The sequence below is a fragment of the Paenibacillus sp. CECT 9249 genome (assembly GCF_918697855.1).
Lineage (GTDB): Bacteria > Bacillota > Bacilli > Paenibacillales > Paenibacillaceae > MSJ-34.
The window spans coordinates 69,605-92,030 of sequence record NZ_CAKKLI010000020.1 but is presented as its reverse complement, the minus strand read 5'-3'; the positions used below and the strand labels follow the sequence as shown (position 1 = coordinate 92,030).

The window sequence follows — 22,426 nt, the reverse complement described above, 5'->3', positions numbered from 1 at the left end:
AGACGACGAGGTTGATAGGTTGGAGGTGGAAGCGCAGCAATGCGTGCAGCTGACCAATACTAATCGGTCGAGGGCTTATCCTAAAACATACCCCAAAAAGTGACGATATGCTTCGAAGCGTATTCCGTCCGCATTGAGTGTATACTCAATCGGCGTCTAATCTGACCACTATTCGCGGTCGCTCAACATGTGCCACTTCGATAAAAAGATTAGACATTACTTTTCGGGGGACCCCGAATAAAGGATAACACATGAGTTCGCGTTTGTTTCGCATCTAGTTTTCAGGGAGCAACTCCTTGAATAAGCAATCCGTTTGGTGGCGATGGCGGAGGGGTTCCACGCGTACCCATCCCGAACACGACCGTTAAGCCCTCCAGCGCCGATGGTACTTGGACCGAAGGGTCCTGGGAGAGTAGGACGTTGCCAAGCGATCAAAGACCACTGCCCGAGGAAACACCTCGCCGGTGGTTTTTTTATGAGCATGGGACCGTGTAGTCGAGTCCCGAGGGAGTCGAACGCTTATACCGTTATCGAGTCAACTCGATGGCGGTATTTTTTATATGTGTGGGACCAGGCAGGTCAAGTCTTGCGAGAGTCGAACGAACAATGCAACTGGCGAGAACAACTCACTGGTGGCATTTTTCATGCGATTCCCCTCACATTTCTTCATTCCCTTCCACCGACCTATTGCTTTCCATGCCCTTCTGTCGAAATCCCCTTGGTTCAGATAGTCGCAACAGGCTCCCCGGTCTGGGCTCGTGATCCCTGCTACAGAATTGAATATTGGGCTATTTCTCTATTACAGAATAATTTCCCTTAGCCCTGAGTGAAGGGGATTTCGACAAAGGTGCAAAAAAAGAAACGGGGAATGGAACTATCGCAGGTCGCATTTTCCCTATTCTGAGCGAAAGGGATTTCGACAAAAGGTGCAAAAAAAGAAACGGGGAATGGAACTGTCGCAAGTCGCATTTTCCCTATTTTGAGCGAAAGGGATTTCGACAGAAGGGCACTGGCGTTGCATTAACTTCTACCGCCCTGCTCCCCAAGTTCGCGGACACAGGAGACGATAATTGTGACAAACGACCCGATTCGACCAGTTTGCGGACAGACGATCCTTTATTTGCGGCAAAAGCGTAAAAATAAGCCCTGCGACGAACGGATAACGGAACCAATGTCCGCCGAAACAGCGAATAAGCGGTTTTGACGCAAAATAACGGTCGTACGGTCCGGATCGCAATTTCTCAATGCAACGCCATTGGGTATTGTTGACACCAACAAAGGAATCTGCTGGCAAAGATTAGCAGGAAAAAGCTATGCCCACTTTAGCGCAGTATGTCGAAAAAGAGCTCAATAATCGGCAAGTGGTATTTTTTTCTGACAAGCAGAACAATTTGTTTTACACTAAGGTGTATCGGCAGGCAGACAGTAGGAGCGCGAAGCGAGTCGAAGCGGAGAAACGCTCACGATGTGCGTAGAAACGCGCATATTTGCCGGTTTTCATAATTGATATAGTTAAAGTGCCGGGGGTGTGAGGCGATTGTGAACCGCATACTGAAAAATCCGCTCAACAAAATGAATGTGAAGCAGCAGCTTATTTTGCTGTTTCTTGTCATGGTCATACCGATCATTATATTAAACGCCTACGGCAACAACAAAGCCGGGCAAATATTGAAGCGGCATGTCACCAATGCTTATATCGAGCTGAACAAGCAAAATTTCAGGCTGATCAATCGCGATATCGAGGCCATCAACAAGGTGACTTCCACCGTATTCAAGAACACGCTGATTCAACAATTGAATCCGCTTTCTACGGAGGAAACGGTGCTCGAACGAGTGAAAAATTACGAGGAATTGGAAAACCTGCTGATCGTTTATTCCCAGGAAACCGATGAACGCGAGCCGCTATATTATTCTCTGTACATATACGATCCCTTGAATACTTATTTTTTTGCGCCGTTTTATCCGTCTCCGAAGAAATCGGGCGTTTATTTTTTCGCGGACGATGAAAAACCGGAGTGGTTCGATGAGGCCGTCGATAAAAAGGGAAAAGGCTATCTGAGACAAGTCGAGCGCTTATCGCCTCCTTCCAAAGGCCAGGGCAATCAAAAAACATTGGCCTACATCCGGGCCATTAACAGCATTTACAATAACGGAACGATCGGCGTGCTTGTCGTCACGAATTTGGACGCCCGCATTAACGAGTCGCTGCAAACGGTATCGCTTCCGGAAGGAGAGCTATATTTTACCGATTGGGACAACCGCATATTGACCGCAAGTTCGCCCGATCATGGCGCTGTGCTGCAATTGCCGCCGGAGGCGGACCCCGGCGCTTCGGCGATCGGAGTGAAGGATCTCATTACCGACGAATTCATCTATGTTATCAATTACAATGAGGTTCTTCAGCAGAAGCTAGTATACAAAGTTCCGGTGCAAGCGCTGCTTCAACAGCAAAACGAAATCAAGCAAGTCATTCAGCTTATTTCGATCGCCTATTTGATCATCGGCCTTTTTATCATGCTTTATTTTTGGCGTTCGTTAATGACGCCGCTGCAGAAGCTTGTATATTTCGTCAGAAGGTATGAGCCGGGGAAGGTCGTGCCGGAGACGCCGCGCCGCGATCGGTACGACGAAATCAGCGTTTTGATTAATACGATTTATGATATGGCACGCCGTTTGAATGCGATGGTTCATTATAAGTACACAATGGATTTGAAACAAAAGGAAAGCCAATTGCAACTGCTCTACCAGCAAATCAATCCGCATTTGCTATACAACACGCTAGAGAGCATTTATTGGAAAAGCGAGATGGAGGGTAAGACCGCTTCCGCCGAGATGATCAAGGAATTGTCCAAGTTGATGAAAATCAGCCTGAGCCGGGGCAGGGAGCTAATTACGCTGCAGGAAGAGCTGGAACATGCGTCGGCTTATATCAAATTGCAGCAGCACAGATATGATTACTTGTTTCAAGTTTCCATCGATATACCCGAGGAACTCCTATCGGTCGCTATTCCCAAGATTACGCTGCAGCCGCTTATTGAAAACGCGATTATTCACGGAGTGAAGCATATGGGGGAAGACGGCCGAATTTCGATCGGCGCCGCCGGAGACGATGCCAATATATTGATCTTCATCGAGGACAACGGATATAAAGCGGTGGATTACGAAACGATCAATCGGCTGCTGCGCGATGAAAGCACGAACCCGGATTTCGGCTACGGGATCCGCAATATTCAACAACGCATCAGGCTCCATTTCGGACCGGATTACGGGCTGGCGTATGAGAGACGTACGGAAGGCGGGACCAAGGCGACGCTTCATCTGCCTAAATCCGTTCAACTGCCTGAATAAGCTTACAGGGGGAGTTCATATGTACAATATTTTGATCGTTGACGATGAACCGTTGATTTGCAAAGGTCTGGAAGGATTGCTTACGAAGTCGGGGCTGGAGATCGGCGGCATCTTTACCGCCTATAGCGGACACGAAGCGTTGGATTATATTCGGATGGAAGAGATCGATCTGCTTGTGACGGATATTCAGATGGGAGAAATGAGCGGGATCGAACTGATGCATCAGGCGAAATTGGTCAAGCCTTGGATGCAGACGATTATCATCTCGGCGCATGAAACGTTCCAATATGCGCAAATGGCGCTCCGGCTCGGGGCGAAGGATTATTTGATCAAGCCGCTGAACAGCGAACAATTTCTTGATTCGGTTCGCAACGCCTTGCTCAAAATGGATAAGCCGGTACCGCAAATCGATATGGTGAAGATGCGGGATAATGAGCGCTTTTATATGGAGGAACCGATGCCGGAACATAACGAGCGTCTGAACCGGCTCCTGATCGGAGCCGCGGATGCCATGTCGGAAGAAGCCGAGCGGGAATTGAAGCTTCTGGGGCCTTATTTTTCCGTTATAAAAATGAAGCTGGATCCCGGCAAAGACGGCGAAGCCGCCGCTACGACCGACAAGGATAGCCGATTGTACCGTTATGCGGCGCTTAATATCGCCCAGGAGCTCTTGTTCGGGGAATGGAACGCGCTGCCTTGCTATTCCGCAAAGCGGGAAATCAGTATCGTGCTGCAATGGAACGAGGAGGAATACGCCGAGCTGAGCGCCAACAAGATCAATCAATTGGAGATGATCGGCCGCAGCCTCCATCACCATGTCCATCAATATGTGGGAATTAACGCGACGATCGGAATCAGCCAAATTTTGAAGGGGACGGAATTCGTGCCCGTGCTAAGCCGGCAAGCGGATAAAGCGATCCAATGGGGCGAGAAGCAGGGGGATTATCATGTGTTTTATTACGGCGATTTCAATTGGCATAACTACGCTCACGATCCTTCCGCGGAGGAATTGACGACGCAGAGCAACCGGATTGTTGCCAACGCGAAACGATATATCGAGGAGAACTACAGGCAGAAGGGGCTTACCATTCACGAAGTGGCGAGAAAAAACCACGTCAGTCCCAACTATCTCAGCTATCTGTTCAAAAAGATCACCGGCTTCAATTTATGGGAATACGTCATTCAATTAAGAATGGAAGAAAGCAAATCCTTGCTGCTAAACACCGATATGCGCCGCTACGAAATCGCCGAGCGCGTCGGTTACGAATCCCCGGAACATTTCAGCAAAATATTCAAAAAATATTTCGGCGTCAGCCCAAGCGATTGGAAGAAGTAAAAACGGTTATCATTCACATAGTTTTGCACATGTTCGGAAGCGCCGCCTTTTTTTACAATGGAGGATAGACATTGGAGAGGAATGAGGGGGTCTTATGGAAGAAACGATGATTTCTCCAGGCAACATGGTGCAGGAAACGGCGAAGGGAAGGCGGAACAAATCGAAGAAGATATCGAACTGGAAGAAGTATATATGGGGTTATCTGTTTCTTGTTCCGGCGATCGCTATTTTTATCGTTTTTTTATGGGTACCAATTATTAAAGGAATCGTCTACAGCTTTTACAATATCGATTTTGTAAAAGGAAATACGTTCGTCGGATTTGCCAACTATATTACTATTTTCAAAAATCCCGATGTTTTGCTATCCGTTCGAAACACCTTGTATTTTATGCTGCTGACATTAATTATCGGCTTTTGGGTGCCGATCGCGGCGTCCATTGCCATATCGGAACTGAAGTTTTTCCAGGGCTTTGCGCGGATTGCCGCTTACTTGCCCTTTGTCGTGCCGGGCGTCGTCCTCTACGGCATGTGGAGATGGATGTACGATCCCGTCGGGCCGATCAATGCGCTGCTCGGTTTGTTCGGGGCGGAGCCGATCTCGTTCATTTCGGACGGAAGATGGTCCATGGTGTCGCTCGTCGTCATGGAAACATGGCAGCAGTTCGGTTCCGCGATGCTGATCTACCTGGCCGGCGTCCTCAGCATTCCGAAAGATTGGTACGAGGCGGCGGAAATTGACGGAGCGGGCGTCTGGGCCCGGATCAAACATATTACGCTTCCTTCGATGCGGAATTTAATCGTATTGATGCTTATCTTGCAACTGATCGGCACCTCTCAGGCTTATCAATCCCAGCTTGCCATGCTCGACGGCGGGCCGAACAAGGCCACGTTAACTTACGCCCTTCTCACGGTGAAATATGCGTTCACCAAACTGGATTACGGGGCGGGCACGGCGCTTGGCGTACTGATGTTCCTCGTGCTGAGCGTCCTTGGGATCATTCAATACAAGCTGAACAGGGAGGACTACTAAAATGCAAGAGAGAGGCATATTGTCGGCAGCCGATTTGCGGAAGCCGTTTCATAAAGTCGTATACGGGTTTATGGTGCTGTGCATCGCCGTCATGGCTTTCACGATGTTGTATCCGATCGCGATGACGATGTTCAACGGCTTGAAAAGCAATCAGGAGATTAATACGTTCCCGCCGCGCTTTTTCCCGACGGAATGGCATTGGGACAACTTCCCGAAAGGCTGGAATTATATCGATCTGCCGATGTTTCTTAAAAATACGTTGCTCATCTTCGCGGGCAATCTGCTGATGACGATATTGGTGCTTGGGCTGGCCGCCTTCAGCATATCGCGGATTCGCGTACCGTACAGCCGGGCGATTTATTTTTTCATTCTAATGACGTTGTTCATTCCGGCGTCGAGTTATATGATTCCGAATTTCGTCAACTTGAAGGAATTGGGGCTGTTGAATACGTACTGGGCTTTCTGGCTGCCGGCGGGCGCGAGCGCATATTATTTCCTGCTGATCAAAAACTTCTTCGACGGCATTCATCCGGAAATTTTCGAATCGGCGCGCATCGACGGCGCTTCGGAATTTACCAGCTATATACGCATTGCGCTGCCGCTGTCCGTCCCGATATTCGCCACATTGGCCATCTTCATTTTTTCCACCGCTTGGAACGATTGGTTTTGGCCGTCGCTCGTCATGCATACGGAAGATAAATATACGCTTGCCACCGCGATTTATAAGTATGTCATCGGCGCCAGATCGCTCGACAGCAGCGTCAAATTCGCCATTTTGTTCATGGTTATGGTTCCGCCGATTTTCGTGTTTCTCGCTTTCCAGAAGTTTATTATACGCAGCGTCAGCTTAACGGCGGTCAAAGGATAACGCAGTTCTTTTGCGTAGCCTTGCACATGATCGCCATACGAATGCACATCGTCTGTTTATCGTCTCTCTTTTAAGATAGAGATGTAAGTCATTAACTATACATGGAAAAGGGGAGTATCAATGCGAAAGTTCTCACTATTATTGACTTGCCTTCTGCTATTGGGTTCGCTTCTTGCGGCTTGCGGCGGCAAGAACGAGCCGGAAGTCAAAAGCAATGAAGGGGCTCCGAGCGACAATGGCGGAAACAACCAGACGCAGGCTCAGGGTTCGGCGGACGATATTACGCAGAAAAAAATAACGATCAAGGTTCATTACCCGCTGCCCGACGAGACTACGCTCAGACAGCAGGAAGACGATAAAATCGCTCGCTTTCAGGCGAAGTATCCGAACGTGACCATTATTAAAGACGATTGGGATTACGACGTAAACGAGATCGGCGTGAAGATGGCTTCCAACGAAGCTCCGACATTCTACAATACTTGGGCCACCGAGGCGAATTTTCTCGTAGAACGCGGATGGGTCGCCGATATTACGGATCTGTGGAACAACTGGGAGTATAAAGATCAAATGAATCCTGTCCTGCAAGAACAATTTATCGTGGACGGCAAAGTCTATGGAATTACCCAGAACGGGTACGTGACATCGACGGTTGTGAACAAAAAACTGGCCGAAGCCAAAGGCGTCACGCTTCCCGGCCTCGATTGGACCTGGGATGACATGTACAATGCGGCGAAAGACATCGCGGATCCGAAAAAAGGCATTTCCGGCATTGCGCCGATGGGCAAAGGGAACGAAGCGGGCTGGAACTGGACCAACTTCTTGTTTGAAGCCGGCGGCGATATCGAGACCGTCGATAACGGTAAAATAACGGCCGTCTTCAATTCCGAAGCGGGCGTCAAAGCGCTGGATTTCTACAAGAAGCTAAGATGGGAAGCGAATGCAATTCCGCAGGACTGGGCGCTCGGATGGGGCGATGCGGTCAACTCGTTCCAGCAAGGCCGGACGGGGATGGTGATCGCCGGAGCGTTCGACGTGCTGCATGCGGCTTTGAATGAAGGCGGCATGAAGCCGGAAGATGTGGTTGCTTATCCGATGCCGGCCGCGGAGAAGGGCGGCAAGCATTACGGTATTCTGGGCGGCAACTATCTCGTCATTAACCCGAACGCGACGAAAGAAGAGCAGGAAATGGCGTTCCGCTATATTACTTTCGATTATTTTACCGACGAAGCGCTGAAATCGGTGGAAGACACCATCCAGGCGCGTAAAGCCGAAGGAAAATATTACGTCCCGACTCCGCTTGAATATTTCAGCGACGATTCGGAATATGCGACCAAAGTAAAAGCGATTTACGAGAAATACGACAATGTGTACCAATACGATCCGCAGCTCTTCGATTTGTTGGAGGGCAAGCCGGAGGCGCAATCCGGCACGCAAGACTATTATGCGGCTATGTCTAACGTCGTACAGGAAACGTTCTCGAAGAAAGATACGGATTCCAAAAAGCTATTGGACGAGGCTGCGAAATTTGTGCAGGAAAATGTATTCGATAAAATCGGTCAGCAATAATCAATCGATAAGCAAGGCGGTTCCGTGCATACGGGGCCGCCTCTTTGACGTGCAAGCGAATGATCTTTGTTCCGTTTGAGGGAAAAAATGGTTGGCGCATTGCTGGAGCTATCTCTATAATAAAGTTCAAAGACTGATAGCCGCGCATAGAGGTGATCCATGGAATTTCCAGTTTATATTCATTTGTTCGGGCTCAATATTCATCCGCATTTTCTATTCGAGGCGCTTTCGTATTTTATCGGGTTCCGGTTGTATCTATACCAACGGAAGCGGTACCGTACCGCGAACCCGATCCCGCTGGAGAAGGGGCTTGGGGTTCTGTCCGGCGCCATTGCCGGGGCCGCCGCAGGCTCCAAAATTCTGTACTGGTTTGAAGATCCGCTGCAAACGTTGCAGAAATGGAACGATCTCACCTATCTCATGGAAGGGAAAACGATCGTCGGGGGATTGCTTGGCGGACTGATCGGCGTAGAGATCGCAAAGAAAATCGTAAAGTGGCCTCATTCGACCGGAGACGATTTTGCCATCCCTCTCTGTATCGGCATCGCGATCGGACGCATCGGCTGTTTCCTGACAGGCTTGTCCGACCATACGTACGGCATCGAGACGACCTGGATCACAGGGGTCGATTTCGGCGACGGAGTGCTGCGTCATCCTACGCAAATCTATGAAATCGCCTTTCTCATCGCCTTGCTGCCCGTCTTGGTCCGGCTTAGACGAAACTATCCATTTTCAGGCCTTTCCTTCCAATGCTTTATGTTTATGTATTTGCTGTTTCGTTTCTGGATCGATTTTATCAAACCGACTCCGCATCCGTACATCATGCTGAACAATGTTCAAGTCGCGGCGTTGCTGGGTATAATCTATTACGGATTGTTATTTTGGCGCAACAAACCATCCCTACTGCAAAAGGAGATCTAATGATGCCGAACCGCCCTTACCTGTTTCACGATCTTACGCTTAGCATTTGTTCCACATGTTTGGAAAAAGTAGAGGCAAAAGTGATATTCGAGAACGGCCGCGTTTATCTTCTCAAGACCTGCATGAAGCACGGACGCGAAAAAGTGCTCATCTCCGACGATATCGAATATTACAAAAAATGCCGCGACTTTACGAAACCGTCCGAAATGCCGCTCGTTTGGAACACGCCGATCAAGTACGGCTGCCCTTACGATTGCGGGCTTTGCCCCGACCATGAGCAGCATAGCTGCCTGACGCTTGTCGAGGTGACGGACCAATGCAATTTGCAATGCCCCATTTGTTACGCCGAATCTTCGCCTCACCGCAAATCGTGGCGCAGCCTGGAACAGATCGAAGCCATGCTCGACGCGGTCGTCCGCAACGAAGGGACGCCGGATATCGTGCAGATTAGCGGGGGAGAACCGACGATTCACCCGCAATTTTTCGAAATTCTGGATCTGGCCAAGAGGAAGCCGATTCGTCATCTCATGATTAATACGAACGGAATCCGAATCGCGCGCGACAAGGAATTTGCGCGCCGTCTCGCGGCTTACATGCCGGGAATCGAGCTGTACTTGCAATTCGATTCGTTCGAGCAGGAAACGCTGTTGGAATTGCGCGGCCAAGATTTGAGAAACATCCGGGAACAGGCGATTGCGCATTTGAACGAATTGAATTTATCCACGACGCTCGTCGTCACGTTGAAAAAGGGCTTGAACGACCATGAAATCGGCAAAATCATTCAATACGCTCTGAAGCAAAGAGCGGTGCGCGGCGTGACGTTCCAACCGATCCAGGCGGCGGGCCGCACCGAGCAATTCGATCCGGCGACCGATCGGCTGACCTTGTCGGAGGTTCGGCGCGGCATTATCGAGCAGTCCGAACTGTTCGCGGCGGAAGACATCATTCCCGTGCCCTGCCATTCGGATTGCCTGGCTATGGGATATGCCCTCAAGCTCGGGGGACGGACGGTGCCCCTGACAAGGCTGATCGATCCGCAGGTGCTGCTCGAGTCAGGCGGCAATACGATCGTGTACGAGCAGGACGAAGTGCTGCGGGGCAAAGTGTTCGAGCTGTTCTCGTTAAACCAGACACCGCTTACCTCCGGATTCAAGCTGCGGGAATTGCTGTGCTGCTTGCCGTTCGTCAAAGTACCGGAACATATCGGTTACGACAATATTTTCCGCGTGATCATTATGCAGTTTCTCGATCCTTACAATTTCGACGTGCGTTCCGTCAAAAAGTCATGCGTACATATCGTTCATCCCGACTTGAGAATCATCCCGTTCGATACGTACAATATATTTTACCGCGACGGGAAGGAAGAGCGATTGCAGGAAATCCGCAGCAAGGCGCTGCGATAAGCCGGTCTGCCGACCGGGAATGGAGGTAGCCTGTGGAGTTATCGAAAAACAAACAAATCGCGTACGCATTGCTTCTATTGATCGGATGCCATATCGTGGCGGCATCGATTACTTCGTTGTGGGGGCTGTTATTTATTGGAGCCGTTCAGCTTGTATACGTCATTCCCTTATGTATCGTATATTATATAAAGAAACTGAAAATTATGATGCATACGACAATCATCGCCGCGGCGATCGTTTTCTTGCTTAATGCGGCATGTTTCGGTTTGGTTCTCGTAAGCTTCTAGCTTACCGTTAGAGGAACCGGCATCATAGGAGGACCGGCAATATGTATCGAGTACTTATCGTCGAAGACGACGGCAAAATCGCTGCGATTTTAGCCCAAACGTTGGAGAAATACGGTTATGAAGTCGTGCGGGCCGACAATTTTGCCGACATTAAAAAGGAAGTGGAGATGAAAAATCCGCACATTGTGCTGCTAGACATTAATTTGCCCTATTTCGACGGGTATTATTGGTGCAGGCAAATTCGGACCTTCTCGAATGTCCCGATCATTTTCGTATCGGCGCGGGTCGGCAACATGGACCAAGTGATGGCGATCGAGAACGGCGGCGACGATTATATTACGAAGCCGTTTCATCTGGATGTGATTGTAGCGAAAGTGAAAAGCGCGCTGCGCAGAGCTTACGGAGAATATGCGGCGCCGGCGGCGGAACAGGCGGACCAGACGGGCGTGCCCGGCTTGAAGCTGGATCCGTCCCGCAATACGCTGCAATGGCAGGGGCATAAGACGGAATTGACGAAGAACGAATGTTTATTGCTCCAATGCCTCGTCATGAAGCCGGGCGTCATTGTGCCGCGCGAGGAATTGCTGGAACTGCTGTGGGACGACGTTCAATTCGTCGATGACAATACGTTGTCCGTCAATATTACGCGGGTCCGCAAAAAGCTGGAGGAGATCGGCCTTGTCAAGGCGATTGAAACGGTGCGCGGGCAAGGCTACCGCTTCTTGGCGCCGGAGGGGGGAAGCGGCAATGGATGAATGGAGAGCGCCGCGGATCGGTACGTTTTTGAAGGATCGATTGATTTACATCGTTATCTTTTATATCGCGATTCTGCTCGTCTTGCTCGTCGTTTGGCTCGATCTGCTCGGGCTCGGCAAAGTTACCGCGATCAGCGGCAACAGTACGATCTATTTGATTGTGCTGGCTACCGCCGTGCTGGCGGCAGGACTCGCGTTCGACTATATGCGGCAACGGATGTTTTTTATCAGTTTGCGGCGCTTCGAGGATCATAAGCTCGGGCTTTATACGTTTGTCGGGATGCATCCGGGCGTCACCGACGAGCAGAAATTTATGCATAGCGTCATGGAGAAGCAATTCCGCACGTATTCCGATCAACTGACGGCATATCAGTTGCAGCAGGAGCAGCATCATCATTTTACGAATCAATGGGTGCATCATATGAAGACGCCGGTTTCGGTCATCGATCTCCTGAATCAGCAAGCGAAAGATGTACGGGGCGTAGACGAAGCGCGCGAACTGCTGAACAGCATTCAGGAGGAAAACGAACGGCTGGCGCAAGGGCTGGAAATGATGCTTCATACGGCCAGATTGGACAAGTTCGAGTTCGATCTGCATGTTCGCAAGACCGATCTGCTGAAAGTCGCGCGCCAAGTCGTCAATCAGCATAAAAAAGCATGCATCCGCTGGTCGATCTTTCCGAAGATCGAATGCGACGAGCCGGACATGATCGCGGAGACGGACGAGAAGTGGATCTCATTCGTCGTCAATCAACTGGTGACCAATGCCATTAAATATTCCAAAGTGAAGCCTGGGGATAAATCGCTCACGATTACGCTGCAGCGCGATCCGTTGGACAAGAAGGTGCGCCTCTCGGTGGCGGACGAAGGAATCGGCATCGCGGAGCATGATTTGCCGCGCGTGTTCGACCCGTTCTTTACCGGCGAGAACGGCCGCATTACGGCGGAGTCGACGGGGATGGGGCTATTCCTGTCGAAACAAGTCGTCTCCAGGCTCGGCCACCGCATCGAGATCGAATCGGCGTACAAGAAAGGGACCGTCGTTCATATCATCTTTCAGACGGATACGCTGTTCGCCGTGAGTGGCCGGTAGAATAAGGCGTTTGTGACAGAAATGAAAGATTCGAGCCGCGCAATGAAAGACAATTCGATACGTTGACCATGACGGTCCGGGATATAATATAGGAAAGTATTCAATCGCGGAGGGAAGACATGACTGTATTAAAAACGGAACAGTTATGCAAAATATACGGTTCGAAAAGCAATATGTACTATAAAGCGCTCGACAACATCGGGCTGACGATCGAGGCGGGAGAATTCGTCGGCGTCATGGGCCCGTCGGGCAGCGGCAAAACGACTTTGCTCAATCTACTCGCGACGATCGACAAGCCGACGTCCGGCTATGTGGAAATTAACGGCACGAACCCGGCTCAATTGAACAATAAGCAGCTCGCCTTGTTTCGGCGGCGGAAGCTCGGATTTATTTTCCAGGATTTCAACCTGCTTGATTCGCTTACCTTGAAAGACAATATTATATTGCCGCTTGTTCTGGAAGGAATGGCCGTGAGCGAAATCGAACAACGTTTGCTGAAAACGGCGGAATTGCTCGGCATTCGGGACATTCTCCATAAACGGACGTACGAAGTGTCGGGCGGGCAGAAACAGCGGACGGCGATCGCGCGGGCGATCATTCATGATCCCGCCATTTTGTTCGCCGACGAATTAACGGGCAATCTGGACTCCAAAGCGGCCAAAGACGTGATGGAAGCGTTGCGAAATTTGAACGAGCATATGCATGCCACGATAATGATGGTGACGCATGATCCGTTTGCGGCAAGCTATTGCCGGCGGATTATTTTTATTAAAGACGGCAAATTTTTTGCGGAAATTCGGCGGGGCTCGAACCGGCAAGCCTTTTTCCAGCAAATTTTGGATGCGCTAAGCTTGTTGGGAGGCAATTTCGATGACCTTTCGTCGGCTGGCATTCAATAATATGCGGGGGAACTGGCATCAGTACGGCGCCTTTTTCCTGAGCAGCGTCTTTTCGGTCATGATCTTCTACATCTATGCGGCGTTCATTTTCCATCCGGATATTATCAACGGACATATCGAAGCGGGGGACGGGGTTCGCATGGGCCTTATCGCTTGCGAATTTATCATCCTTATTTTCTCGTTCCTGTTCATTTGGTATTCCACCTCCGCTTTTATTAATTCCCGCAAAAAAGAGTTCGGCCTGCTGACTTTGTTCGGGATGACGAGAGGCCAAATGAAGCGAATGGTATTTTATGAAAATATGATCGTATCCGTTGTGGCGATCGGAGTAGGCATCGGCTGCGGCCTTCTGTTCAGCAAGCTGTTCTTTATGGCGATCGGTGCGATCTTGCGGCTGCAGCGGCCGATTCCGTTTCACATTTCGGGCCACGCGCTGCTGCTGACAGCGGTCGGGTTTTTCGCATTGTTCCTGTTCATTACGCTGCTCGCCGTATTCCGGATCCGCCGGGTCGAAATCGTAGATTTGCTCAAAGCGTCCAAAGAGCCGAAACGTTGGCCGCTCCATTCGAAATGGCTGGTCGTCTTAACGGCGGTTTGTTTGGCTTTATGTTATTACATGGCTTATACCATGACGATGTACAGTTTCGTTCTCTTTTTCTTTCCCATATTGGGAACGGTCATCGTCGGAACGTATTTTTTGTTTACTCAGGCAAGCGTCGCGATTTTGAAAGCATTGCAGCGCAACAAAGGGATCTATTACAAGCGGACCAACCTGATTACGGTGTCGCAGCTCGTCTTCAAAATGAAGGATAACGCGCGAATATTGTTTATGGTGTCGATTTTAAGCGCGGTCATTTTAACGGCTTCCGGCACGTTCTATGTGTTCGATCAGAGCACGAAACAGCAAATGCGTTTGAACTTTCCGCAGACGATCAACGTCATGGAGAAGGGGCTTCATGCCCATCGCGTCATCGATCCCGAATGGATGAAAGAAGTGTTGCGCCGGGACGGCTTGCAAATTCAATATGAGATCGCGATCGTCGGCGTGCCGATGGTTGTGCAGGAGAAGTTCCGCGAGCGGAAGTTTCTGATCGTTTCGATCAACGACTATAACGATGCATTGGCGAAAATAGGGCAGCCGAAGCTGGAGGTCGAGCCGGGACATGCGATACAAATATACCCTTATATCGCAGGAGGCGGAGGATCGACTCCTCTTGAGAAGACGGTGCAAGGTTCCGTTAACGGAAGGCCGATCGAAATGATCGTCGATCGCGAAATTAGCGGCACTGCGATCGGTCCCCGTTTCGAATGGTCCTTCCTGATGCTCGTAAGCGAAGGGAAGTACGAGGAAACGATCCGCTCCGTGCCCGACGAGAACAAAATCGTCATCTACGGTTATGAAGTGAAGCATTGGGAGAACATGGCTCCAACGATCGAAAAATTAAAGGCTAAGGTGCCCGAAGACGAACAGGTCAACTTCAGCTCCCGCGTCGAGCCGTATATCGAACTGAAACAGTTTAGCTCGCTTACGCTTTTTATCGGCATTTTCGTTAGCGTCCTGTTTTTCATCGCATCCGGAAGCATGATCTACTTCAAGCTGTTTACGGAAATCGAGGGAGACCGGGAGCAATTCAAAGCGTTGACGCGCATCGGCATGACGTCTAAGGAGATCAGGCGGGTCGTCACGGCGCAGATCGGCATCATTTTCTTTGTTCCTTGCATTGTTGGCATTATTCATACGATTTTTTCTATGAAATCGCTTAGCAATTTGCTGGCGATCGATGTCAGAAATTATGCGATCGTCGTCTTCGTCGCTTTTCTGGCCATGCAAACTTTATACTTTTGGACGGCGCGCAAAACGTATTTGCGGCGCATAATGCGGGAAACGGTGTAACGGTTGCAATTGTTGAATCTCCGCAAATGAACTATAATAAGAGAAAGTCGATTCACGATGCTTGGGGGAAGAAATGGGCGCATTGCAAATCGTATTGGTCGTCATCTTTTTGGTCATGAATGTCATTAGCTATGTTGCGATGTCCGTCGATAAGCGCAGAGCCGTCCGCCGCGGGCGAAGGGTGCCGGAGCGAACTCTGTTCATCCTGGCGGCGCTCGGAGGGGCGCTTGGCTCGATTGCGGCGATGGTGCGCAAGAGGCATAAGACGAAGCATTGGAGTTTTCGGCTTGGAATGCCGCTTCTTCTCGTGGTAAACGTACTGGTTTACGGTTATTTTATGTGAAGAGAGGGATGTACATGTTGTTCTCAAGAATTTTGGTAGCTTACGACGGTTCGAATCAATCGAAGAAAGCGTTGGACAAAGCGATTCAGTTAACGAAAGCGAATCCGTTCGCTTCGCTCGAAGTGCTGCATGTATTCGATTTCCCGCGTTATTATTTTGCGGATGCGCTCGTCACAGCGCCGGTGAGGCCGGATAACCACCTGTTCGAATTAGCCGACAAGACGGTCGAAGAGGCAAAAGAAGCCGTCGCCTCGCTCGCCAACAAGCATCATGTCGAAATGAAGCAAGGCCCGCCGGCCAAGACGATTTTGGAGCATGCGGCGGAGATGAACAGCGATCTGATCGTGCTCGGCAGCCGGGGACTTGGCGCGATCCGCGAATTTGTGCTGGGCAGCGTCAGCCATAACGTTGTGCAGCACGCCAAAGTGCCGGTGCTTGTGATTAAGTAGGGAATAAAGGGAGAGGACCTGGAGGCGTTTGTTTGGAAGAGCCTTCGGGTCTTTTTGTTATGGAACGGATCGGGAAGGCCGAGTCGTGTGGAGTTTTTCCTATGCCGACCGTACCGTTGTCGAGAGCGAGAGCGTTTGATGACGGTATTGGTGCCGGTGCGGTGGAAACGGCGTCGTGCGGGGGTGCGGGCAGGCGGGCCAATTAGCGGTAAAACCTGGAGCTATTTTTTCTTGTGAAGCGGAAAATGGGATTTTAGCGGTATTTTGCGGAGTTAATTTTGAGGCGGACAGACGAATACGTTGAATTGCCATAAATTAGCGGTAGTTTTTACCGGTAGTGAGCGGCAAACGGCGACAACGCCGCAAATTAACGCCAGATTTTACCGTTAGTGAGCGCAAGCGGCGATGACATCGCAAATTAAAGATTTTACTGGCAGTATCGCAAACGGCGATAACGCCGCAAATTAAACGCCAGATTTTGGAGGATGCTCGGTGAACCGATCTCCTGAGCTGCCTTGGTAAGTTCCTCATAAGGCACCTTCGTATCGAACAAGGGAAGTATGCCGAGGCCAAGCGCCTTCTGAGCATTGTACATATAGTTAAGCTCGTGAAATCAAAGTGATATGTTACAATTGGCATTGACTGAACGCAGCCTCAAGTCCCTTCAAGTGAACTGCCAGGAAATGTGAAGGAATAGCGGTCTATCCGAGCAATCATGGCTCTGGGAAGTTCCCGGAATTGCCTGCCGGCAATCCCGGGGACTCAGGAGTTTCACTTAAGAGTTCGAGACGCCGTTCAACAACTCTAAACGCTGCAGCAAGTTGTAGACGGCTTGCGCGCTCTCGGCGCGAGTGGTCAAACTTTGCGGATCGAAACGGTTGTCGCTTTTGCCTGCAATGAGGCCGTTCGCTCGGGCAAGGTTGACCGATGGTTTCGCCCAGCCGCTAATGGCCGATTCGTCGGCAAAAATGTTTTCCTCGCCGCGATGCGTGTTGCCGTTGTCACGCTCGCCCTCCCCCGCCGCTTGCATCGCGCGAACGAGCATTAGCGCCATTTGCTCGCGGGTGATCGGCTCGTTCGGAGCGAACGTGCCGTCTTCGAATCCGAGTGCGACGCCGTTAGCCGCAGCCGCGGCAACCGGCTCCGCATACCAGGCATTCGAAGGCACGTCGGAGAAGCCAGTCCGATCATTCCCTTCCAGATGGAGCGCGCGAACGAGCAATGCGGCGAACTCCGCACGGGTTATGTTGCGAGCCGGAGCGAATTCCTCCGCGGATAGGCCGGTTGCAATTTGTTTCGCGCTCAAGACTTGCACGGCATGTGTGCTCCAATGATGAGCGGGCATATCCCCGAATGTTTTCTTATATTCCAGCAGGATGTATTGGCCCGGGCGGCCGATTTCCGCCGTCATGGAGCTGCCGTCCCATTTCCCGCCGACATAAGCGAGCGTTCCGTCGTCCCGGACGGCATACAAGCCGACCAGCTCCGGATTCGCCGCCGGACTCGCCGGAAGCGAAACGGCAATGGGCGGATCGAATGCGGCTAACGCGCGCGTGCCGCTCGCCGTCGTGACGGCAAGACCGAGCTCGAACATTTCGCTTGCCGCGCTCAGATTGGCGCGCTCGTTACGGGCAGCGCCCGCGAGCAGCGCTTTTTGCCGTTCCCCCGACACCGTAGGGACGGAAACCGCAATTTGCGCATCGTTCCGCTCATTTCCGGGGATCGATTGGAACGCCGACTGCAATAATTTGCTCGCAAGTTGGAACGTACCGTTTCCGCCGGAGATTTCAAGCGATCGTTCGCCCAGCAATTCATAGGCGTTTGCAGGCATGACGACCTGATGGATTCGATCCGTCAGCTCGATGCGTACTGTTTGGTCGCCCTGCTTGAAGTCATCCGGTCCCAGCACGATTTGACCGGGTTGCTCCTCGGCCGTGCCCGGCTTCGAAGCGCCGGACGATGGCTGCGAACTTGACGACGAGGACGTACCGGATCCCCCGGAGCCCGGACGGTCGCCGCCGGACGGCTTCGAGGTTACGGTAAGCGCAAACGTCAAGACATGATCGCCGTCGGTGGCGGAGATGACGGTTCGGCCGACGGCTTTCGCTTGGATCGCTCCGGTTGGACTCGCTTCCGCAACCGCGGGATCGCTGCTGGCGAACGTGTACGATTCCGTAGCATCGATCGGTTGGGCGCTGCCCTGTGCGCGCGTTACGTTCGCCTGGGCCGTTTCGCCGACTTTCATCTCAGAAGGAATGCCGCGGATAGAATCGGTACCGTAGGCGTCCCAATGCTCCAAATTCAATTTGAGCATGCGGTCCATCACGTAAGTGGTCGTAAATCGGTATTTCGTCGCCCCGGATTCGAAGACGACATACAGATCGTCGCCGATACCGACAATGCCTTCCGACATCGGCAATATCGTCAATCGGCTGTTGTTTGGTTTGGCCGATTCGCCGTCCAGAAACCATACGGGAACCGATTGCCCGCCGAAGACCGCCGTCGTATGCGGGTCTTCGCTTAACGGATTGTTGTAACGGAACAGATCGCTGTCTTTATTGCGTCCGTAAGAAGTGCTCAGAATGATGCTGTCGTCGCGAATGACAGCGCCCTGCACTTTTTCCCTGATGGAAAGAATCGAATCGGGCACGACAGCGTTGTTTACATTCCCGTCCCATTTGCCCGCAGGCAGCTCATCCGTTGCCGGATCGAGACGGTATGCCGCCATCCAAGCGTAATGGAGATCGCCGTCGCGGTTCGTCAGATGATGGCTCGGGTCTGTCGGATAGCTTGCGCTCTCGTAAAATTCCCCGACCCACAACGTATCGTCGGCATACGTCACGAAGGCGGCTTCCGTCACGACCGGAATTCGGCCTTGAAATTGAACCTGACCGCTGTCCCCGGCAGCGACGATATCGTTCTTGTCAAGCCGGTACAGATATTGCTCAGAAGCGATCCATACATGCTTCCGGCTGACGGCTACGCCGCCGGCATGCCCGGTGTAAGGTTGCCCGTTCTCTTCGTATAAAACGACGGATTTGAGTAACGAACCGCTGCCTGCATCCATAATCGAGAGGGTAGCCGGCCTGCCGTCGTTCAAGTACGCCACGACGAGCAGCCAATGATGTTCTTGATCGTACGCGAGGCCTTGCGGAACCAAATCCTGCTTCAGACCCGGAATGACCGGCCCTTCCGCGCTCACATCCCACATCGCTTGGTAAGCGGGATCTTTCGGGTGATCGGCCCGTTGTTCCTGGGTAATCATTTGATGTCCGGGCTCGGCCGTTGCCGCCGCAGACTTCATCGACTCGTTGCCCGCCGCGTCTTCCGCGGTCAATTCGAACGTATACGTTTCGTTGCCGGTCAACAGATAGACGCTAAACTCGTGAATATCCGCGCTAACCGTATGCTCCAAGCGTCCGTTCTTGTATATATTGTAACGGGCGACATCCGCTTCGCCATTCGGGGTCCAACGGAGCAGGACGGTCCCGTCTCCGCCCTCGGCCGTCAAGCCTGTCGGCGCGGCGGGTGGCTCATGGTCGCCATCCTTGAGCGGCGCTTGCCCTTGGACGATCGTTCCGGGCGTCGGCGGCTGTTTGCCCGCCACCTTGCGCATCGTTACACCGCCATCCTCCGGATAGGCATACACGACGCTTTTGCCGAGAGCGACATCGTCCTGGGCGTATTCGGCTTTGCGAATTTCATTGCCTTCCGCATCCAGCAGCGTGACCGTCGCTCCGCCATTGACCAGCCCGCCGATATCTTCGGCGATATACAACTGGTCCTCGGCAATAAATTTGCTCGGATACGAAGCGTAATAATAATGATTAAATCCTTCCAGCGTCAGCGGGCTAATTTCCGCTCTTCTCGTCCACACGACGATCGTCCCGCCGGGAGGGACGACGACGGAACGGTCGATCGTCTTTGTCCAGCTTGACGATTTTAACGCATATCCTTGCAAATCAACCGCATCATCGCCCGCATTGTACAGTTCGACATACTCGAAAGCATCGTAACTTGCATAGTTGTCCGTATCGGGTACCAGTTCCGTAATGAGCAGATCGGAACGAACCGGCGGGAGGGTCGAAGGACCTGCCGTAATCGCGGCGGGAACCGATTCGTTGCCGGCTCGGTCGAGAGCCGTTACTTTAAATTCGTACTGCCGCTCCGGCACGAGCGGCGCCACCTTAGCCGAATAGACGGTTGCCGGAACCGCGGCGAATATCGTATCGTTCACGTACACATTGTAATTCCGCATATCCGGTTCGGCGTTTGCGCTCCAACTCAAGGTGACGCTGTCCGGCGCGGAGGCTGCTTTGAGCCCTTGAGGCGCATGCGGCGGATCGTTGTCGACAACGGCTTGAGGCGTAGCCTTTACAGCCGCGGATGCGGGAGATTCGTCTCCGTTATCGTCGACGGCCGTAACGCGGAAGACGTACTCTTCATCGTTGTCGAGCGCTTCGATGGCGTATGTTATGCCCGTTACCGATTGCGGCAATCGGATGCCGCTTTGATAGATGATGTAATGAGCCGCTTGGTCCACAGCGTTCCAGGAGATTGTTACGGTTCGATCGCCGGGTTGTGCCGAGACCGCTGCGGGAGCGGCAGGGCCGGGTGCTTGTCCGTCAAGAACGACGCCCGGGGTTGCGGCTTGGCCGTTGCCGATTCTCTCCATTTCAACTCCGCCGCCGGCGGGATGCCGGTAAATGACGCTTTTATCCAAATTTCCTTTGCCGTTTTGGGCGCCGTCATTGATATAGGCGGAGCTGATCAATCGGCCTGCGGGATCCGCAATGCCCACCTTCCGTTTGTCGGTATCATGCAATCCTTGGGCCGAGGTGGTCAGCTTCACTTCGATGACCTGCTCCGGCGTGAGGCGTACGCCGTAATTTGCATTGAAATCCCAGAAGGGGACGTCCGGATAATCGAACTTCTTCAGCCACAGCACCATGACTCCTTTGGCGTCGATCGTTTTGCTCGGGAGCGCCCAATTATTGGTTACAGATGTAAAGTTGTCTGCAGCCTTCGTAAAGTACTGCAAGCGATAGCCTTTCAAATCGATCGCATGAGACGTATTGTTGTAAATTTCCACATACTCATAAGGCTGTCCGGTCCCGCTGGATGCGGGCACGATCTCCGTAATCATCAACTCCGGAGCGGGCGTTTCCGCATAAGCCTGTCCCGTCGGCGCGAAGCCGAAGGGCTGCGCCACCGCCAAGGCGAGCAGCAAAGGCAGCGCAATCGCTTTTTTCCATTTTCTCAGCAATTTTGTTCTCCTCCTTGTCATGTAATCTAAAATATATGAAAAAAAGCCCTGGGCTCCGAACATCCATAGGATATCCGGTACCCGGGCTTTCTCCATATCTCGAACCCGTTCACAATTTAGACAAAATCATATCTTCATCATACAATGAAACGATCGGAATGAGATATGGGACTAATGGACTATTTATTCGAGACGAAACAAGAGAATACAATTTGCATTGAAGCCGCTCGAAAATGTATGCTTAATGGAAGTTAATGACTTCATTTGATTCGAGATGAAGACTTTGTACGGAGGTATACAGTAATGAACGACAGCAATCGTCCTGTTTTTTCGCTGAATATAACGGTACAAGAGTTCGACAATCACTATTGGTACAAGACGGAATTGATTGATATTTGTCGCCGCTGCCGTCTCCCTGTTTCGGGAACAAAGGGAGAGCTGGAAGCGAGAATTCGCAATTTGCTGAAGGGGGAACGAGTCGACGATGCCCGCCGAGCGGCCGCAACCCGACGGCAAAGCCGGCAATTGCAAGAAATCACGCCGGAGACCAGGCTCATTCCCGAAGGATTCAAGTTTAATCGTCAGGCGAGGGAGTTTTTTGCCGCTTATTTCAAGCGGGACAAGTTTTCGTTTACGAAAGAAATGGCGGCAGCGCTGCGTGAAGCCGAACGCAATGACGATCACGACATGACGGTTGCCGATCTGATCGCGGTCTATGAAGGAAAGAGGCGCGTCGACAATCCTGACGAGTCAAGCTACCAATGGAACCGTTTCGTGCAGGATTTCAATCGGGATCCGCAGTCGAGACAGATCGGCCATAACCGGATGCGGATTGCGGCGGAATTATGGAAGCACGTACGGGACAACCCGGGGGACAAACGGTATTCCCCGGAGCTTTTGACCGAATATTTGAACCGCTCGCGCCAGACATGAGGACTTGATCCAAGGAAGCCATTACATCCGATTGA

16 protein-coding genes and 2 rRNA genes are annotated in these 22,426 nt (G+C 51.6%); 17 read left to right on the top strand and 1 reads right to left on the bottom strand.

Features of this window, described 5'->3' with window-relative positions:
• From LQ229_RS15415 to LQ229_RS15340, 16 genes are all read left to right on the top strand, one after another.
• Positions 1-83: ribosomal RNA gene (locus LQ229_RS15415) — 23S ribosomal RNA — on the top strand; the annotation flags it as partial.
• A 229-nt stretch (positions 84-312) separates the two neighbouring features.
• A 5S ribosomal RNA gene (rrf, locus tag LQ229_RS15410) occupies positions 313-429 on the top strand.
• Between the two features lie 1,143 nt (positions 430-1,572).
• Positions 1,573-3,348: a sensor histidine kinase gene (locus tag LQ229_RS15405; RefSeq protein WP_230192213.1), complete on the top strand. Its 1,776-nt coding sequence runs from the start codon at positions 1,573-1,575 to the stop codon at positions 3,346-3,348.
• A 19-nt stretch (positions 3,349-3,367) separates the two neighbouring features.
• Positions 3,368-4,684: a response regulator gene (locus LQ229_RS15400; protein ID WP_230192212.1), complete on the top strand. Its 1,317-nt coding sequence runs from the start codon at positions 3,368-3,370 to the stop codon at positions 4,682-4,684.
• A gap of 94 nt (positions 4,685-4,778) precedes the next feature.
• Positions 4,779-5,714, top strand: a complete 936-nt coding sequence (locus tag LQ229_RS15395) for a sugar ABC transporter permease (RefSeq protein WP_216541125.1) — start codon at positions 4,779-4,781, stop codon at positions 5,712-5,714.
• A 1-nt stretch (position 5,715) separates the two neighbouring features.
• Positions 5,716-6,582, top strand: a complete 867-nt coding sequence (locus LQ229_RS15390; protein ID WP_216541124.1) for a carbohydrate ABC transporter permease — start codon at positions 5,716-5,718, stop codon at positions 6,580-6,582.
• Between the two features lie 120 nt (positions 6,583-6,702).
• Positions 6,703-8,148 carry an extracellular solute-binding protein gene (locus LQ229_RS15385; protein ID WP_216541123.1) on the top strand — a complete coding sequence of 482 codons (1,446 nt, stop codon included), beginning with the start codon at positions 6,703-6,705 and terminating at the stop codon, positions 8,146-8,148.
• A gap of 159 nt (positions 8,149-8,307) precedes the next feature.
• Positions 8,308-9,069: a prolipoprotein diacylglyceryl transferase family protein gene (locus LQ229_RS15380; RefSeq protein ID WP_230192211.1), complete on the top strand. Its 762-nt coding sequence runs from the start codon at positions 8,308-8,310 to the stop codon at positions 9,067-9,069.
• A 2-nt stretch (positions 9,070-9,071) separates the two neighbouring features.
• The gene (locus LQ229_RS15375) at positions 9,072-10,472 is read left to right on the top strand and encodes a radical SAM protein (RefSeq protein WP_230192210.1); all 1,401 of its coding nucleotides are present in this window, start codon (positions 9,072-9,074) and stop codon (positions 10,470-10,472) included.
• Positions 10,473-10,504: 32 nt separating this feature from the next.
• On the top strand, positions 10,505-10,759 hold the full coding sequence (locus LQ229_RS15370; protein WP_216541121.1) for a hypothetical protein: 255 nt from the start codon (positions 10,505-10,507) through the stop codon (positions 10,757-10,759).
• 41 nt (positions 10,760-10,800) lie between these two features.
• Positions 10,801-11,514: a response regulator transcription factor gene (locus LQ229_RS15365; protein WP_216541120.1), complete on the top strand. Its 714-nt coding sequence runs from the start codon at positions 10,801-10,803 to the stop codon at positions 11,512-11,514.
• Positions 11,507-12,607 (top strand): sensor histidine kinase, encoded by a 1,101-nt coding sequence (locus LQ229_RS15360; protein WP_230192209.1) that lies wholly within the window; start codon positions 11,507-11,509, stop codon positions 12,605-12,607. Before LQ229_RS15365 ends, LQ229_RS15360 begins: the two co-directional genes overlap by 8 nt.
• 119 nt (positions 12,608-12,726) lie before the next feature.
• Positions 12,727-13,506, top strand: coding sequence for an ABC transporter ATP-binding protein (locus LQ229_RS15355; RefSeq protein ID WP_216541118.1), 780 nt, complete (start codon positions 12,727-12,729; stop codon positions 13,504-13,506).
• Entirely contained in the window at positions 13,478-15,400 is a 1,923-nt protein-coding gene (locus LQ229_RS15350; protein ID WP_230192208.1) for an ABC transporter permease, read from the top strand. The genes LQ229_RS15355 and LQ229_RS15350 overlap by 29 nt, the downstream gene beginning before the upstream one ends.
• A gap of 82 nt (positions 15,401-15,482) precedes the next feature.
• The gene (locus LQ229_RS15345; RefSeq protein ID WP_216541127.1) at positions 15,483-15,743 is read left to right on the top strand and encodes a DUF1294 domain-containing protein; all 261 of its coding nucleotides are present in this window, start codon (positions 15,483-15,485) and stop codon (positions 15,741-15,743) included.
• 14 nt (positions 15,744-15,757) lie between these two features.
• Positions 15,758-16,192: a universal stress protein gene (locus tag LQ229_RS15340; protein WP_230192207.1), complete on the top strand. Its 435-nt coding sequence runs from the start codon at positions 15,758-15,760 to the stop codon at positions 16,190-16,192.
• Between the two features lie 775 nt (positions 16,193-16,967).
• On the opposite strand, the gene LQ229_RS15335 is transcribed toward LQ229_RS15340, so the two are convergent.
• Positions 16,968-21,458, bottom strand: a complete 4,491-nt coding sequence (locus LQ229_RS15335) for an S-layer homology domain-containing protein (protein WP_230192206.1) — start codon at positions 21,456-21,458, stop codon at positions 16,968-16,970.
• A gap of 303 nt (positions 21,459-21,761) precedes the next feature.
• Between LQ229_RS15335 and LQ229_RS15330 the strand changes: the two genes are divergently transcribed.
• Positions 21,762-22,391, top strand: a complete 630-nt coding sequence (locus LQ229_RS15330) for an SAP domain-containing protein (protein ID WP_230192205.1) — start codon at positions 21,762-21,764, stop codon at positions 22,389-22,391.
• Positions 22,392-22,426 lie beyond the last annotated feature (35 nt).